Consider the following 16,119-nt stretch of genomic DNA (forward strand, 5'->3'; position numbering starts at 1 on the left):
TTGATTTTTTTAAGCTTTTCGGTACCATTCAATTACTCGACTCTATGCATTCCTTGCTACTTGAAAAAGGCTCCTTCAGGAGCCTTTTTCTGTGTTCAGTGGTGGAGGTAGGGGGAATCGAACCCCCAGAGCACAGATCTCGACTCCATGCTTGCATCCAATTGCTACCCCCACAACAGCTGAACAAGCTCAATCTAAACTACTGACCTTGATGAAATCCTGAATTTTTCCTTAAACTTTCCTGAAATTTTTATGACAAAATGGCGCTAGTCATGTGGTACATGTTCAAAACTCAGGGCTTAAGTTAAATTTTTCCTCTTTTTGGGGGTCACTATATGCCAATTGTTTGAAGTGCCTAATTGTTCAATTTGGAGGCAAAGCCGTGTATTGTCGGCTCTGTAATTTGGCGCTGCGTCAAAGACATAGCCCTCGGTCCCTACCAGTGGGAGCGGGATCAACTTGCTTCCATTTACCCCCTTCCCCGGACGAAGCTGGACCCTTTGTTCTCCAGGATCGATCGATTGCCCTGTGCTCCTCAGAAGAGCTCCGATGTCACGGTAAAGCCAATCTGGCATACGATAGCATTGGGCCTCATCTGATATACGCTGGGCTTCCCTCTGAGTGATTCCTCCTTCAATTTGTGGCAACTCAGGGAGTGCTTCAACAAAATGAAGAACCCTACTTTCCCCCTGAGGAGATGCTTCTTGCACTGCCAGCCCACATTGGCGCTCAAGAATTTTAGCAACTCTCCCTCTGATATAAGGCGTCTGCAGGACTGCTCTCAATGTATCCATATCAGCTCCTTGGAGACCTACTCTTTCACTGTTGATCATAAGTTCTTCTATAAGCGCACTCTGATCTAATGGGTTTCTTGACATAGCTTTTCGTAAAAGAGCCTTAGTCATACTACTTCTGCATGATTTTGCAAGTTCTATTGAGAAAAATCAACGAGGCGGACTTGGAGGGTTTGGCGGTCCATCCATTCGTTTTTTTCCAGGTGGATGAGGAGTTTTGTGGCTTTCTCGAGAGAGGAAGCGTGGGGGCCGAACTGAAAGGCGATGCCCTCGAAGTGGGTTTTGCCCATTTTTCCCTCAAATTTGAGGTGTTTGGCATCGCGACCCACGGGGCGAGTACTCAGAATTTCTATGTTTTCCAAGAGAAATAATGGGGCCTGATTGCCCACGCCAAAAGGTTCAAATTGCGTGATTCTTTCCCAGGTTTCCAGAGTGAGCTCTTCGGGGTTTAAGGCGAGGTCCACAGAGAGGGTTCTTTCCAACGGCGTGACTTTGAAAAGTTCGCGAGCGTGCTTGAGCAGGGCTTCTCGGAAGGGTTCGTAGTTTTCTTTTTTGAGGTGGAAGCCGGCCGCTTGTTCGTGACCACCGAAGGCTTCGAGGTGGGCATCGGCACTTTGAAGGGCCTCCACACAATGAAAACCGGGGAGGCTGCGGGCGCTGCCCACCAAAGAATCTTCGCGGTCTTCCAAAATAAAGGTGGGTTTGCCGTGTTTTTCCTGAAGGCGCCCGGCCACGAGGCCCACCACCCCGCTGGACCAGGGACCTTTGGCGATGAGGATGGGCTGGGTGAGATCCAGAGCCGCTTCCGCTTCCTGAATGATGGCGTCCATCATGTCTTGGCGCTGGCGGTTGAGCTGCTCGAGTTTTTGGCATTTTTCTTGGGCGGAAGCGGCGTCCGCGAGCAGGGCTTGCAAGCTCCAATAGGGACTTTCCAAACGGCCCGAGGCGTTGAGCCGAGGGCCGACTTGAAAACCAATGGTCTCTGCCGTGAAATTCTTTTCCCAAGCGCCAGCCATTTTTAGAATCGTTTCGAGTCCCGCCCATCGTGTGTTTTTCATTTGCTTGAGCCCGAGTTTCACCAAGGCTCGGTTTTCACCCGTGAGGGGCACACAATCCGCCACCGTGCCAAGGCTTGCGAGATCTGTGAGTGGAAGGATCCAATCTTCATTGTTTGTTCTTTTGAGCAAAGCACATGCCAACTTAAAGGCCACCCCACTCCCGGAAAGTTCATTGAAGGGATAGGTTTTGGAAAGTTTGGGATGCAAAATGGCGAAGGCTTCTGGAATTTGAGGGGGGATGGAATGATGATCGGTGATGATGACTTGCATCCCCCCTGCCTCCGCAAGAGCCACTTCATCTTTGCACGAAATGCCCAAATCCACCGTGATGAGGACGGCAACTTTTTCGCGCAGCAGTTCTTCGATGTATTTTTTGTGGAGACCATAGCCATCATCACGACGGTGTGGGATACGGTAAGAAACTTCCGCTCCCAGCATGCGAAGTGTGTGAATGAGCAGGGCCGCGCCGCTGAGTCCGTCTACATCGTAATCCCCGTAAACCACAATGCGTTCTCGTGCATGGATGGCTTTTTGCAATCGTTCCACCGCCTTCTCCATATCCTCAAATAAAAAAGGATCGTGCAGATCCTCCACCGCGGCGCTTGAGAAAAAACTTCCGGGATCCTGGATCGTGCGGGAGGCCAAAAGACCGGTCCACAAGGATTCTTTGGGTTTGCGTTCGTAACGAAGTCGCCATTTTTTCCCGAGTATACTCATTTTTCTTTTTTCTTATTTTTGTTCCAAAGGGCCACGGCCTCCTCCGGAGTGCTCGCCGTGTCCTCTCCAAAAACCCAGGTGTGACGAGAGATGAATTTTTGAGCCACTTTTTCCATGGCTCCTTCCAAAGTGAATTTCCCTTCTTCCTTTGCAATTTGGCTCATCATGATGAGGGTGAAAAGCACATCCCCCAATTCCTCTTCAATGTTTGTGATGTCTTTTTTTTCCACCCCTTCCAAAAGCTCCTGCGCCTCCTCGAGCACTTTTGGCGCCAGAGATTCCAAAGTCTGCTCTTTATCCCAAGGACATCCGTTTTCGGAGCGGAGTTTTGCAGCGATTTCGACTAAATTTTGAAACTTAAGATGCATGGGTCACTTCGTAAAATTCTTCAGGGGAAATCCAGTATATATCTTCTTCTTTTCTAAACCAAGTGAGTTGTCTTTTTGCAAAATTTCGGGTGTTCATTTTCAGTTCTTCCTTGCAGTCTTCCAAAGATTTTTCGCCCAGCAAATAGGGGAAATATTCCTTGTATCCCAGTGCCGCAAAGGCTCGAGATTTGGGATCGTAGCCTTCACTGAGCAAGGTCTTAAGTTCGTTCAAAAGTCCTTTTTCAATTTGTTCGTCCACGCGTTTATTGATGCGCTCGTACAAAACTTCCCGTGGCCAATCCACCGCCATTTTAAAAACATTGTAGAGCCGCGGGGCTTTTTCTTGGGCACGAGGTTTTTTTGTTTGCAGCACCACTTCCAAGGCCCGCGCAACAAAGCGCACATTGTTGGGGTGAATTTTACTGGCGCTCACGGGGTCCAAATCCAGCAGCATATTGTAGAGTCCATCGGCCCCCTTTTTTTGGTATTCCTTTTCGAGCTCCTCCCGAATTTTAAGATCCGGCGGAGCGATGGGAAGATCGTAATTGTCCACCACGCTGCTGATGTACAAACCGGTGCCCCCGCAAATAATAGGCAGTTTCCCTTTCAACAAAATCTCTCCGATGGCGTGTGTGGCCTCCCTCTTAAAATCCGCCATGGTGAAGGGTTGATTGATGTCCCGCACATCGATGAGGTGGTGTTTTATTTTTTGTCGTTCCACTGGCGTAACCTTGTCCGTGCCAATGTCCATTTTTTTATAAACCTGAGCCGAATCCGCGGAGATGATTTCTCCATTAAAATCCTCGGCTATCCTAAGACTGAGGGCTGTTTTTCCGCTGGCCGTTGGGCCACAAATCACCACCAAAGGTTTTTCTCCCGTTTTTTTAAGCTCGCGCAGAAAAAGTGTGAGATGGTGGTAAAGATCCGTCATGGCCAAAGTGTAAGACCAAGCGCCCTAGAGGGCAACGGGATTACTTTTGGTCTACCTGTACTGATTGCGCTGGCTCGACATTTTCTGAGGGTGGCGTTTCAATATTTTCCTGCATTGCTGCTCGAGTCTCAAAAGCTACACATGCCACTGTAGGGGCGCCAGTAAAAACGGTCACGGCGAGTGCCGCAGCAGCCAGGGGAGAAGTTTTCTTAGTGTTTCCTTCCCTTCCTCTTACTAAAGTTGTTGGAGCGCTGAGCATAAGTATGGTGTTAAGTTGTAACTTAACTGAATCATACTACTTAAATTTTATTTGTCAAGCTTTTTAGCCCTACCGCCTCCGTCCTTTTCTGTTGCACTTTCACATTGATCGAATGCGCCAACACATGATGTTCTTTGCAAAGTGGTGCGAGATAGTGCGGATCGTGGCGGTGGCTCAGGGCAAAGGTTTGCGTGTGGTGGAGTTGTTCCGCTGGTTTTTGGCAGCTGGGGATGGCGCATTTACTACCGTGTTCTTTTTGTAAAACTTTCTTGGTGCGGGCGGGCACATGTCGGGACTGTTTTTCAGGTAAGTTTGCCACAATAGCCGCCTTTTCTTCTTCAATCTCTTGCTCCCTTTTGTCCAGTAGTTCCGTAAGGATTTCATTTAAGTTGAGACCTTTTTCTTGCAACTCCAAAAGGCGTGTGGTGACTTTTTCGTCCAAATTCAAGTGCGCGCGCACAGATTTTACTTCAATTTGTGGCTTAAGAAAGCCATTTAATTTTTGAAATTGCTCATCTCGCACCAAAGTCTCCACGGCTGCTTGGGGTAAAATCTTCACCGCCTCCGCCAGGTCTTCCTGGTTTTCCACAGTCGCAATGGAGGCCACCCGGGCCAGTTTATTCACGCTCACCTCGCCTGTTTCCAAAAGATTTTTCAGGGTGGGCACCCCTTCAAACTTTCTCTCTAACTGTAAAACTCTCCTCACTTGCTCTTCGCTGAGCCCTGCCAACTTAAAAGAAAATTCAAAAACGCTGGAGAAGCCCTTTTTCTCATACAACCGCCGTCTTTGCACTTCCGGCAGCAATCCCATAAATTTCCTTCGCCAAAGGAGGGCGTTTTTTCCGTAGAAGCGGGCCTTTTCATACAGTTCTTTGTCGGTCATAGTGAGAGGGTTATTGAATCTAAATCCTACCACAAAGCCACCCCATTAACAGGTTTAAACGCTCCTTTCCCCATGACAAAAGCCAGGGTGAGGGTGTAATCACCTTTTCTGCTTCCCAGACCATCCACCCCAATCGACTCGTGAGCTTTACATAGCGGCGGAGCGGGGGGAAGATGGTTTTATGTTGGCTTCTCGTACCCACATTGCCGCTTCTGCCACGGCCATGGTCCATGGCCTGGTTCAAGATCTCAAAAGACAAGGGCATACGGTTTATAACCTCAGCATTGGCGAACCGAATTTGCCCAATGCACCCGAGATCCAAAATGGGGCGCTGGAGGCGATTGAACGGAATCAAAATGCTTACCCTCCCAGTCCGGGTTTTGAGGAAGTGCGGGAAACGGCGGCGGCTTGGGTGAATCGGACTTGCGGGACTCGCTTTGCGGCTTCCAATACTTTGGTGACTGCCGGAGGAAAATTTGGGATTTTTTTGAGTTTACAAGCACTGGTGGAGGCAGGCGATGAAGTGGTTCTTGTTGCGCCTCACTGGGTCTCCTACCCTTCCATGATTCAGCTCTTTGATGGAAAGGCTCGGGTGATTCAATCTCACATGGAAAAGGGCTGGAAAATTTCCCCGGAGGAACTAGCGGCGGCCTGTGGCCCCACGACCAAAGTGGTGATTCTGAACAATGCGTGCAATCCCACCGGTTCCCTCTACACTCGTGAAGAGTTGGCGGCCTTGCTCGCGGTCGTCCCACCGCACTGTTGGATACTCGCGGATGAGGTCTACAGCGGACTCTGCTATGACGGCCGCCCTTATGCCTCTTGCGGCCAATTTGAAGAATATGCGGATCGGTCGATTGTGATTCAAAGTTGCTCCAAAAACTTTGGCATGACGGGTTGGCGACTCGGTTTTGTGTTTGCACCCGCCTCCTTTATAGAGGTGCTCATCAAGTTGCAGGGGCAAAGCATCACTTCCGCCTCCGGGCTCAGCCAATGGGCGGCCTTAGCGGCGTTGCAAAATGCGGAGCACATTCAACGGAGCGTGCGGGAAGCCTTGGAAGAACGGCGAAATATTTTTATTGAAGGCTTGAGTGCGCGGTTTTCGCCCTTTCCCAAGCCCGCGGCCACCTTGTATTGTTTCCTCCCCCTCTCCTACTTTGGCGTTTCACATCAGGATGATATTCGTTTTTGCAAGGAGCTGCTGGAACAAGCGCACATCGCCCTGGTTCCGGGAACGGCTTTTGGCAGTCCGGGTTTTGTGCGCTGTGCCTTTGGAGAAACGCCGGAACACCTGGTGGCGTGTTTAGACAAACTTCAGGAATATTTTAAAAAATCTTGACGAAGGCCCTGTCCAGCGGATACAATCGGGGCACTATGGTTCACAATTTCTTTTTTAGCAGCTTCTTTTATTTCTTCGCTCCCCAGCGAGGCTGCTACCGTGTGAACTAAGACCCCTTTATTTCACCCCAAAGCCCTCGCTCCAAAAGCGGGGGATTTTTATTTTTAACCTCATGATTTATGTCAGATCACCCATCAGCAGTTCCAGAAGAGACTCCTGAAATCCCCGTTGCACCCGGTGTCCCACGCCAACCTGATCCTGTTGAACAACGGGTCGATGAGATTACTCAGATTTGTGCGGCTGTCCGTGGCAGCATGGCCCCCACTATTAACCCTGAAAATTGGACGCGAGCTTACCAGTTCTAACCCCCGTCTTTATGCACCTCAATCATTTTTATTATTTTTATTTCACCGGCTCTCGGGGCTGCTTTTGACTCGTGCTTTAAAACGACTCACTCAGCCTCGAGCAATCGGGGCTTTTTTATAACTTAAAACCATACCCTATGAATAGGCCAACACCCCTTACTACTGACGCAGAACTTATCAGCCAAATAAATGAAGCGAGAAACGCCGGCCACGGGATAAGCACCCTTGCGGATGAAGCGCGGCAAATGGAACTCCATCAAGTTTCCGATGATTTGGCTCTTTTGCGAGACACCGGGGAAGTATCCCCTCTCCTTACAAGGCTTTTGAAAGATGGAGTCGCCGTGGATTTGTACGGTCCTCCTCGACAACTGGTTGACATCATCACTGATCTTCGGCTCCAGTTGTCCCGGGCTTAAGATTTTGAGTTAACCCAAAAACTGCTTTACAAAAAGGCTTTTACCTTATAGAATCCTGCTGCGTTCGAAGACCGTAGGCAATTGGAACAGGAGCAGATTGGGCTCCGCCCAATAGAAGTCCTGCGCAGATCAGCAGGTTTCTCCTTTGGGAGAGGCTCACTCTGAATCTTAAGGAGCCCACCGGGCTCGGCTCAACGCAAGTTGAGATATTTGGTTTAAAACCAAGTGGTCGACCTCAACCGTCCAATCAGGCCTTCGGGCCCAACTAATTCTTTGTCACTATGCCAATCACCAGACCTCAAAAAGAAGCTTATCTAGAAGAGCTTCGAGACAAGTTCGGACGAGCAAAATCAGTGGCATTCGGCCAATACAGCGGAATGACCATGGCTCAACTCTCCAAAATGCGTACAGAAATGCGCGCTGCGGGTGTTGAATTTAAGGTTGCAAAACGAACCTTATTCAAAATTGCTGCTAAAGAACAAGGTTTCGAACTCCCAGATGAGCTTATGATGGGAACTGTAGGTGCCGCTTTCTCTTATGAGGATGGCATCGCAGGTCCCCGCATCATCAAGAAAATGGGTAAAGAGGTGGAAGCCCTCAAACTCATGGGTGGAATTATGGAAGGACAAGTCCTTTCGGTTGCCCAAATGAAGGAAATCGCCGATCTTCCAAGCAAGCAAGAACTTCTTGCAAAAGTGGTGGGTCTCATGCGAGCTCCTTTGCAAAACTTCTACGGAGCTATTCAGTCTCCACTTTCTTCTTTCGCACGAGCCCTTCAAGGCTACGCAGAGAAGAAGCCCGCTTAACAATCTAACTTTTTTATATTATGTCAGACGAAACCAAAGTAGAGCTTTCCAAAGAGGGAAAGACCCTCATCGAGGCTCTCGAAAAACTCAATGTTGTTGAGCTCAACAATGTTGTTAAATTCATGGAACAAGAGTACGGAATTTCCGCTGCTCCTGTTGCCGTAGCCGCTGCCGGAGGAGCAGCTGCAGCTGGCGCTCCTGCCGCTGAAGAAAAATCTTCCTTCAATGTTAAACTTGTGGATTCCGGTGCTCAAAAGATCGGAGTGATCAAGGTTGTTCGTGAACTCACCGGACTTGGTCTCAAAGAGGCTAAGGATGTTGTGGACGCAAACGGAATGGTTATGGAAAATGCTCCTACCGATAAAGCCAACGAAGCTAAAAAGGCTTTGGAAGCTGCCGGAGCTAAGGTTGAATTGCAATAATTTTGATCTTTTAGGCGCTTAGCGCATCAAAAGGCCCTCCAAAGCAATGAGCACTTCGTGCGTCATGGCTAGCTCACCTTCGGTGAGTGGGGGGCTTTTTCTTTATTAAAACTCTATCTATATCCATACCTGCTAGTCCCAATATATGCTTGGGTGGCCTCAAGACATTTGAATTGGTCTAGTGGGATGGCGCTTAGATTTTGACAGTCTTCTTCCCCCGCGTTTTTAGGTTCCATGCACAGGCTTTGGATCGCTAGTGGAAGTACACAGTTGCTATACACTGCTTGTGCGTCTTCATCTACAACGGTGGCGGGATTAGCCTCCTGTAATGAGAACCGGTCTGCTGTTCCATCTATTGCTTGGTCTTTAAAAACCCATGTCATGGCATTGCATTCAAAAAAACTGACCAGCGCACCATCTTCTAATTTTAGAGCGATACTTTGGGATAGTCCTGGGATCGCTTGACTAGGAGGGGAAAATCTTCCTTCTGACTCCGTTCTCAATAATGACACCACACGGTCTGCAATCATTTGACTTGTTGCATCTGAAGCTTTCGGTTTACCTGCATGCGCGCTTGAAGTCATTGTTGCAAGTGCCAGGAGAGACACTAAGTTGGGAATGGAGCTTTCCATCTGAGAGTGTAAAAGAGTTGACTATACTCTCCTCGCATTCTTGTGTCCAAGTTTATCTTCCCAAGGCTAGGTCTCTTAGAAACGCGGAAGTATTGTGGTAGCCCTTTTGAGCTGCTTTTCTTTCAATGGCTTTTTTATCCTCCGTGCTGACCCGAAATCGAATCACTTGTTCTTGTTTTTTTTGATACTCTTTTTCGGCTAAAATCAGGTTTGGTAGATCGATCAGAAGAGCGGGGATATCTTCGTGGAGAAAAGTCTGGGATATGTCTGCCGCTTCGCATTCAAACAAAGTACTTTCTTCGTCAAATGGCTTTAGCGTATAAAAGTACTTTTTGTTATTTAAAGTCACAAAGTATTTTAAGGATTCGTGCTGTTTTGATTTTGTAGAATGGTTTGCAGTCATGGCCATGAATGGGGATGATTAAGCGATACGGAGGGTTTTGAAGAATGAACTTTGTGTGGCTTCCTTTGGCCTCTAATTTTTGGAAACCGAACTGATACAGTAAGGTTTCAATCTCATAATATTTGAGTGAATCTGGATTTCGAAAGAATTTTTTGAGCCGTTTTTCAATTTTTGTCATTTATTTGTAGCTACATTATAAATTAGTAGGGCTACACTTTCAAGTTGATTTAAGTATGACCCAACCACTCTAAGTTGAGAAATGGCGCCCTTAAGCTTCTCGATTAAAATCGCGTTGTTGGAACGCTAACAACACCCTCTTTGTTTAAAAATACTTGCCTTAAAACATCTCCGTAGTATAATTAAGGTTACTTTTCGCACAATTATGTTTCAATTCACGGCTCAGCATCATCACTCTCATCAGGCGCGGCATAAACATGTCTAGTTGAGTTTAGTTCAAACTTTATGCCGCTCCAAAAGAGCGGCTTTTTTAATTTAACCCAAAATTTATGTCACCAAATAATACATCCGAGCTCCCACGATATGTTTTTGAGGGAAGTGGGGCTCCTGAAGCCCAATTGAGAGGTTCTAATGCAATCCTCGTCTCGGCAGAGAATTTATCCGCCATTTTAACTTGCTATGGTGCACGAACGGATGAAGAAACTTTGAATCGCATCACCGCTCGGCAGAACCCTTATGGGCAAAAACGAGGCGGCCTTGGATACGGTGGTTTTTTTAAAGTTAAACCTGTGGATGATTCGCCAGACGCCCTTCGAGCTACGGTTAGAAGTGGCATTGTGAATGTGAATCTTTACGCACGCAGACAGGCGGAGGAGTCTCCCGTTTCGCTTGAACTCCTAGACCCTGCTGCTCGATTTTTAAGATTCACTGTGGGTGGGCGGACCGTGGGCACCGGCTCAATTCCACCTGTTCCTGGTTGGCTAGGTAAAACCCTGAGTGACGGCACCCCCGTTGCTCAAATCGTGCAAGTTCACGGTCCCAACTTGGTGAGCATATGGGGCAGAAATCGTTGTACCCTTTTTGATGAGGGGACCGCTTGTTCATTTTGTATGTTCGATGGAGGTGGAAACAATGCCTCGCGCACAATGGATCAAGTGATTGAAGCGATTCAAGTGATGAGAAGTACCGAAACTCCCGGTGACACCAACCGACACAATAATTTAACGCTGACCACCGGCATGCTCTTGCCGGAAGATATGGATCCACTTGTAGCGGATATTGCCAGATTTAAAAGTACCTTCCCGGGGTTTAGGCTTGCACTTGAGACCACTCCCATGGCCGGCCCGGAACGGAGCTATCTTGCGGACTTGAAACAGGCCGGTCTCGATACGCTCATGATTCCGCTGGATTGTGCCTCCCCCAAAGCACAGGAAGAACACCTCCCTGGAAAAGCGGCTTTGCTTCAACGAGATTACTGGGACTGCGTGGACAGCGCGACCAAAGTATTCGCAGCAAATAATGTGACCAGTTCTTTGCTTGTAGGTTTGGAGCCTCTGGAAGTTACCGTTGAGGCCATGCGACAAATGGCAAATCGCGGAGTGGTGCCCGAACCCCTTCCGGTGCGTTGGAATGATTCCCGGTGGATGGCAGAGAGTCCCAGGCCCTTAACCAAGCCGCGAGATTTGATTCTTGTAAGACAAAAGTTGGAAGAAATTCTAAAAACAATGGAAGCGGGTGGCCCACTGGCAGGTTGTGCCTCCTGTGGGGGCTGCACCGGGATCAGGAAGAAGTAGCAGCCCAATACGGAGGGGAGTCTGGGTATGGCTCTCCTCCGTTGTGTTTCTGACCGTTTTCTGCTATACTTATAAGATTAAAACAAAAGAAACCAATGGCAGAAGATCCAAAAGCCGCATCAGGCAGCCAAGAACCCGTTGAATCCAAGAATGTTTTCACGGAACTCTTTGGGAAAGAAGGGGCTACGACCTCCCCTCTTGCGCAAAATGTTTTGGCGCAGAAGGAGAAGGGACGATCCTTTTTTGGCTCCAGCCCAAAACAAGAGAGCGAGTTATCCCTCAAAACTCTTCGGGAACATCCCCGCAAACCCGGTGCCGCGGTGCTTAAGGCTTCGGTATTGATTTTGATCTTTACCGTGGCAGGCTTCCTCACTCAAAACTCCACTCGATTCTCCTTTTTTGGGGTGAATCCCGCTCTGCGCGTACAGCAAGCGGAGGAGCAAGTACTGGAACTTTCGGCACGAGTGCTGGTGCAAAACCACCTGGAAGCCGCTTTGCTTTTGGACCAATATCTTTCGAAAACCGATGAGTATTTTTATGCGCTTTCTCAACTGCAATCGCAGTACACTTCCGAGAACAAAAAGGCGGAATATCAGCTGCAAGTGGAAGAGATGAAACCGGAGTTGATCGATCTTTTGAGTCAAGTGCAAGAAGACTTTTTAAAAGAAATGAGCCCGGAACTTTTGGCTGCTTCTCAACAAGAAGTGGATACTCAACTCACCGCGCTCCATGAACAAGCGGGCACCGTGGATGAAACTATTTTGGTTCAAGAAATTCAAGATTTAGAAACCGCAAAAAACCTCATGACACAGAATGCCTTTAAGCTCTCTGTGCTCGCTCTGGACCTGGAGAAAATGACCGGAGAGGATTTTGAGGCGGTCTACACTCAGTTCAGCGAAGTGAATGCCAGCATCACCGCGTTGATTGGAAAAATTAAAAATGCACGATTTGAGTGGTCCTTTTACCTGGATCAACTGGAACGACTCACCAAAACCGTGGACCCCCTCTTTGGAACCGAGTTTGCGGGCAGCTTGAGTTTGGATGAACTGCGCTTCACCAGTATGGGAACGGTGACCCTCACCGGAACCACGGTGACAGATGACAGTAAAAATTTCACGCTCGTCTCCGACTTGATCGATGCTTATGAAAAATCTGAATATTTTAAAGATGTTTTTGACCGCTCTTACAACAAGAACAGTGAGAATGAGGCTTACCTTGGAAGTTTCCGTATTTCCTTAACTCTTGAACAGTAATATGAACGATCGACGACAAATTTTCTTGGGACTTTTCATTCTTCTGGTCAGTGCTTTGTATGGCGTTTACCAGTGGAATCAACGGGAAGCCTTACAAATTTCCGCGAACACCCTCAACACGCAGGCGGTGAGTTTGAATATGGAATACGCGGAACTGCAGGAACAATATTCTTATATCAAAGTGGAAAGCGGTGCTGCGCGCGAAGTTGCCGCACAAGAACTTTCCGTGGTCTTCCCCACCAGTGAGGATTTGACCATGCTCACCCGACTTTTGGATGACTTTGCGGTGCGCAATAATTTTGAGGGAAACCCCTTCTTCATCAGCAGCCTTTCTTATGAAACGGCAAAGGCTTCGGAAGATGGGCAATATCGATCTGTGCCGGTACGACTCAGCATCACGAGTTCGAAGAAAAATCTTGGTGAATTCTTGGAGTTTATTGAAAACTCCGGATCGCTTGAAGCCGGTGTTCGGCTCATGAGCATTGAAGATTTAAAAATTCAATATCCTTTGGAATTTGGCGGGACTTACGACATTCAAGTTGACCTCAACGCTTACTTTTCTCAAGAAATTTAATGGACTCCAAACTTCAAGCATTGCAGGAAGCCATTGTGGGGGGGAACATCCCCCAGCTTGTGATGAACGCGGTTTCTTACGCGATTGATTTGAGGTCTTCGGACATTCATATTGAGCCACTCAAAAATACCGTTCAGATTCGCTATCGCGTGGATGGATCCCTACGACGCATTGTGGAATATCCTCCAAATATTCATCCGGCCGTGGTTTCCAGAATTAAAATCATGTCTAATTTGAAGATTGATGAGCAAAGAATCCCTCAAGACGGACGAGCGCAAGTGACCACCCAAGAGGGCCGCGAACTGGATCTTCGTGTGTCCAGTCTCCCCACTATTAACGGGGAGAAGATGGTGATGCGTATCCAAGATCAATCCAAAGAAATTCCTACTTTTGAAAAGCTGGGAATTGCCGGGAATGCATTGAAATATTTAAAAGAAGCCTTGGCGCTTCCCAATGGAGTTATTTTGACTTCCGGACCAACGGGAAGTGGTAAAACCACCACGCTTTATGCATCCATGAACCTGTTGAATGCTCCGGATGTGAATATTTTGACCATTGAAGATCCGGTGGAAATTCAAATGGATGGACTCAACCAATCGCAAGTGCATCCCGACATTGATTACACTTTTGCATTTGGACTCCGCACCGCTTTGCGCCAAGACCCCGACATCATCATGGTGGGGGAAATTCGTGATAAAGAAACCGTGGACACGGCCATTGAAGCGGCGTTGACCGGGCATCTTGTCTTGTCCACCATCCACACCAACTCCGCGGTGGAAACGCTGACACGCATTGTGAATATGGGTGTGCCGAGCTTTTTGATGACAGCCACGATCAATGCCATTATTGCGCAACGACTGGTCCGAAAATTGTGCGATAAATGCAAGAAACCCATCACGGTGGATGAGAGTTCGTTGACCATGGTGAAAACCGCGCTTTCAAAGTTGCATCCCGATGAACCTCACGACCCTGCCAAGTTGCAAGCTTTGCAATTCTTTGGGCCCGGTGGTGTGGATTGTGAACAGTGCAATGGAATTGGATACTATGGCCGAATTGGACTTTTTGAAGTTTTGAAGATGAACAATGAACTGCGAGATTTGATCTTGAAACAAGCCGGCTCGCCACAAATTCAGGAAGCAGGAATGCGCACCGGAATGGTGACACTGGAACAAGCCGGAATCCTTAAGGCTTTGGATGGCATTACCTCTTTGGAAGAAGTTTATTCCGTTGCAAGACCCGAATCCGCTTAAACCATGAATACTCCCGCTGCCAGCATTGGAACACGACTCGACATTGGACTTTCCAAGGAAGACCAAGCGCGGATTGATGAACTCCGATCTTCTTCAAAAATTGACCGTGTCCGTGGAAAACTGCTTAGTTTCTCGGCACTCAATGAAAAAGTGGTGCTCCTCTTTACGCGAGTGAGTCTGCGAGAAAAAGTCATGCTTTTCCAATTGCTCTCCGTGATGATCAATGCCGGCGTTCCCATCATTCGTTCTCTGTATGTGCTTTCCGAACAAGTCCCCAATTTGAAACTCAAAAAGGTGATTCTTGCCCTTGCTGTTGAAATGGAAGAAGGGACTCGATTCTCCGTGGCCATGGAAAAATTCCCCGATACTTTTTTGGAAGCGGAACGGGGAATGATCGCCAGTGGAGAAGCTTCTGGAAATCTCAATCAAATTTTAAAAGACATCGCTAAACAAGCGGAGAAAAGTGCCGCCATTGTCTCCAAAGTGAAGGGCGCCATGGTTTACCCCGTGTCTGTCTTTGCGGTGATGTTCCTTTGTCTTTTCTTGATGCTCACCATGGTGGTGCCAAAACTCACGGCACTGTTCACAGAGGGGGGGCAGGAGCTTCCTCTTTCCACTCGAATCTTACTTGGGCTTTCGGATTTTGCTCAAAATTACTGGCTGCAGGGCTTGGCTGTCCTGATTGTGCTTTTGGTGGCTTTGTTTTTCTTTAAGCGAAGTAGACAAGGAAAATATTCTTTGGACCTCGCCCTGCTACATCTTCCGGTTTTTGGGAATTTGGTTCGACAGCTCATGATTGCTCGCTTTGCGCGCATGCTTGCGAGCCTCACCAACTCCGGTGTTCCTATTGTTAAAGCACTGGAAATCAATGCAAACGCGGTGGGGAACGAAGTGTATAAAAAGCGCATCCAGTATGCCGCTCAAGATGTTTCACAAGGAATTCCGCTGGGAGAAAACTTGCGGGATAGTGCCTTTCTCTTCCCCAGCATGGTTTCTTCCATGGTTTTGGTGGGAGAACAAACCGCCAATTTGAATGAAGTATCCAGCAAAATCGCGGAGTATTATGAGGGAGAAGTGGACAATGCCGTTGCCTCTTTGTCTAAATTGATGGAACCGCTGATCCTTGTGATTATGGGGGCTTTGGTGGGATTCATTGTGGCGGCTATTATGCAGCCCATCATGGCGCTCAGTGATATTTCCTCCGCACTGTAAGAGCGGTATTCTTGCCTTTTCTTTTGTGCAGTGTAAAATTTGTGTATCCATATTAACCCATACACGCCATGGTGAACTTTACTCCGCGCAAACGCGCGTTCACGCTCATTGAGCTTTTAATCGTTATCACCATCATCGGTATTTTGGCCGTTGCTTTGGTGCCACGACTCACCGGTGCTTCCGGCCGTGCACGAGATGCCCAAAGACAAGGTGACCTCCAACAACTCGCCGTGATGCTGGAACAATACGCCACAGATAATGGAGGGTATCCCGGAACAAGTTCTTGTGCCGGAGAAACCAGTGCTACAGGTTTTGCAACCGTCATGACTCCTTACTGGACAACGGCTATTGCCGATCCCAGCGGATCTTACTGGGCCGGAACCGGTACTCCTTGTGCGGGTGGCACTACCCCAGAATCCAGCTACGCCTACATTGCTTTGCAAACCACTGCCGGTGGACTGGCAGAGGGATACTTACTGATTGCAAACTTGGAAAATGAGAATGCAAGAGGTAAGGGAATTTATGCAACGAGTTTCAGTGTAAGCACTTCCATCACCGCTGCCGCTAACTTTTCTGCAACCGGGAATAACGAATGTACTTCCGCTGCAGTAACCGGGTGTACCGCAGGTACAAATATGATCTATGTTGTGGGTCGATAGATTTTTGGAAGTTTGAGTTTAAGCCCC

The 16,119-nt window shown here is 48.0% G+C and carries 19 protein-coding genes; 11 read left to right on the forward strand and 8 right to left on the reverse strand.

Annotation, left to right across the window (positions count from 1 at the left end; all coding sequences use genetic code 25):
* Nucleotides 1-299: 299 nt before the first annotated feature.
* From WC777_00855 to WC777_00875, 5 genes are all read right to left on the reverse strand, one after another.
* On the reverse strand, nucleotides 300-905 hold the full coding sequence (locus tag WC777_00855; protein MFA6023754.1) for a hypothetical protein: 606 nt from the start codon (nucleotides 903-905) through the stop codon (nucleotides 300-302).
* Between the two features lie 26 nt (nucleotides 906-931).
* Nucleotides 932-2,446, reverse strand: coding sequence for a single-stranded-DNA-specific exonuclease RecJ (recJ, locus tag WC777_00860; GenBank protein ID MFA6023755.1), 1,515 nt, complete (start codon nucleotides 2,444-2,446; stop codon nucleotides 932-934).
* The gene (locus WC777_00865; GenBank protein MFA6023756.1) at nucleotides 2,332-2,937 is read right to left on the reverse strand and encodes a MazG nucleotide pyrophosphohydrolase domain-containing protein; all 606 of its coding nucleotides are present in this window, start codon (nucleotides 2,935-2,937) and stop codon (nucleotides 2,332-2,334) included. The genes recJ and WC777_00865 overlap by 115 nt, the downstream gene beginning before the upstream one ends.
* Nucleotides 2,927-3,868 carry a tRNA (adenosine(37)-N6)-dimethylallyltransferase MiaA gene (gene miaA / locus WC777_00870; protein ID MFA6023757.1) on the reverse strand — a complete coding sequence of 314 codons (942 nt, stop codon included), beginning with the start codon at nucleotides 3,866-3,868 and terminating at the stop codon, nucleotides 2,927-2,929. Before miaA ends, WC777_00865 begins: the two co-directional genes overlap by 11 nt.
* 299 nt (nucleotides 3,869-4,167) lie before the next feature.
* Entirely contained in the window at nucleotides 4,168-5,010 is an 843-nt protein-coding gene (locus tag WC777_00875; GenBank protein ID MFA6023758.1) for a hypothetical protein, read from the reverse strand.
* Nucleotides 5,011-5,191: 181 nt separating this feature from the next.
* On the opposite strand from WC777_00875, the gene WC777_00880 reads away from it, so the two are divergent.
* The 5 genes from WC777_00880 (at nucleotide 5,192) to rplL (ending at nucleotide 8,358) form a co-directional block, all read left to right on the forward strand.
* A complete protein-coding gene (locus WC777_00880; GenBank protein ID MFA6023759.1) occupies nucleotides 5,192-6,517 on the forward strand; it encodes an aminotransferase class I/II-fold pyridoxal phosphate-dependent enzyme in 1,326 nt (441 codons plus the stop codon).
* Between the two features lie 11 nt (nucleotides 6,518-6,528).
* Nucleotides 6,529-6,714, forward strand: coding sequence for a hypothetical protein (locus tag WC777_00885; GenBank protein ID MFA6023760.1), 186 nt, complete (start codon nucleotides 6,529-6,531; stop codon nucleotides 6,712-6,714).
* A 137-nt stretch (nucleotides 6,715-6,851) separates the two neighbouring features.
* A complete protein-coding gene (locus WC777_00890; GenBank protein MFA6023761.1) occupies nucleotides 6,852-7,130 on the forward strand; it encodes a hypothetical protein in 279 nt (92 codons plus the stop codon).
* A 281-nt stretch (nucleotides 7,131-7,411) separates the two neighbouring features.
* The gene (rplJ, locus tag WC777_00895) at nucleotides 7,412-7,936 is read left to right on the forward strand and encodes a 50S ribosomal protein L10 (GenBank protein ID MFA6023762.1); all 525 of its coding nucleotides are present in this window, start codon (nucleotides 7,412-7,414) and stop codon (nucleotides 7,934-7,936) included.
* 20 nt (nucleotides 7,937-7,956) lie between these two features.
* Nucleotides 7,957-8,358: a 50S ribosomal protein L7/L12 gene (gene rplL, locus WC777_00900; GenBank protein MFA6023763.1), complete on the forward strand. Its 402-nt coding sequence runs from the start codon at nucleotides 7,957-7,959 to the stop codon at nucleotides 8,356-8,358.
* Between the two features lie 113 nt (nucleotides 8,359-8,471).
* On the opposite strand, the gene WC777_00905 is transcribed toward rplL, so the two are convergent.
* The 3 genes from WC777_00905 to WC777_00915 are packed head-to-tail and all read right to left on the reverse strand — an operon-like array spanning nucleotide 8,472 to nucleotide 9,571.
* The gene (locus WC777_00905; GenBank protein MFA6023764.1) at nucleotides 8,472-8,990 is read right to left on the reverse strand and encodes a hypothetical protein; all 519 of its coding nucleotides are present in this window, start codon (nucleotides 8,988-8,990) and stop codon (nucleotides 8,472-8,474) included.
* 52 nt (nucleotides 8,991-9,042) lie between these two features.
* Nucleotides 9,043-9,339, reverse strand: a complete 297-nt coding sequence (locus tag WC777_00910; GenBank protein ID MFA6023765.1) for a hypothetical protein — start codon at nucleotides 9,337-9,339, stop codon at nucleotides 9,043-9,045.
* Entirely contained in the window at nucleotides 9,326-9,571 is a 246-nt protein-coding gene (locus WC777_00915) for a type II toxin-antitoxin system HicA family toxin (protein MFA6023766.1), read from the reverse strand. Before WC777_00915 ends, WC777_00910 begins: the two co-directional genes overlap by 14 nt.
* A 328-nt stretch (nucleotides 9,572-9,899) precedes the next feature.
* Here WC777_00915 and WC777_00920 point away from each other — a divergent pair, with 328 nt between their 5' ends.
* The 6 genes from WC777_00920 to WC777_00945 all read left to right on the forward strand — a co-directional run bounded on the left by WC777_00920 (nucleotide 9,900) and on the right by WC777_00945 (nucleotide 16,092).
* Nucleotides 9,900-11,144: a radical SAM protein gene (locus WC777_00920; GenBank protein ID MFA6023767.1), complete on the forward strand. Its 1,245-nt coding sequence runs from the start codon at nucleotides 9,900-9,902 to the stop codon at nucleotides 11,142-11,144.
* Nucleotides 11,145-11,239: 95 nt separating this feature from the next.
* On the forward strand, nucleotides 11,240-12,397 hold the full coding sequence (locus tag WC777_00925) for a hypothetical protein (GenBank protein ID MFA6023768.1): 1,158 nt from the start codon (nucleotides 11,240-11,242) through the stop codon (nucleotides 12,395-12,397).
* 1 nt (nucleotide 12,398) lies between these two features.
* Nucleotides 12,399-12,971 (forward strand): hypothetical protein, encoded by a 573-nt coding sequence (locus WC777_00930; protein MFA6023769.1) that lies wholly within the window; start codon nucleotides 12,399-12,401, stop codon nucleotides 12,969-12,971.
* Nucleotides 12,971-14,221: a GspE/PulE family protein gene (locus WC777_00935; protein ID MFA6023770.1), complete on the forward strand. Its 1,251-nt coding sequence runs from the start codon at nucleotides 12,971-12,973 to the stop codon at nucleotides 14,219-14,221. Before WC777_00930 ends, WC777_00935 begins: the two co-directional genes overlap by 1 nt.
* 3 nt (nucleotides 14,222-14,224) lie before the next feature.
* Nucleotides 14,225-15,433 carry a type II secretion system F family protein gene (locus WC777_00940; GenBank protein MFA6023771.1) on the forward strand — a complete coding sequence of 403 codons (1,209 nt, stop codon included), beginning with the start codon at nucleotides 14,225-14,227 and terminating at the stop codon, nucleotides 15,431-15,433.
* A gap of 68 nt (nucleotides 15,434-15,501) precedes the next feature.
* Nucleotides 15,502-16,092, forward strand: a complete 591-nt coding sequence (locus WC777_00945; GenBank protein MFA6023772.1) for a type II secretion system protein — start codon at nucleotides 15,502-15,504, stop codon at nucleotides 16,090-16,092.
* Nucleotides 16,093-16,119: the final 27 nt, after the last annotated feature.

This window comes from Candidatus Gracilibacteria bacterium (genome assembly GCA_041661045.1).
GTDB lineage: Bacteria > Patescibacteriota > Gracilibacteria > UBA1369 > 2-02-FULL-48-14 > 2-02-FULL-48-14.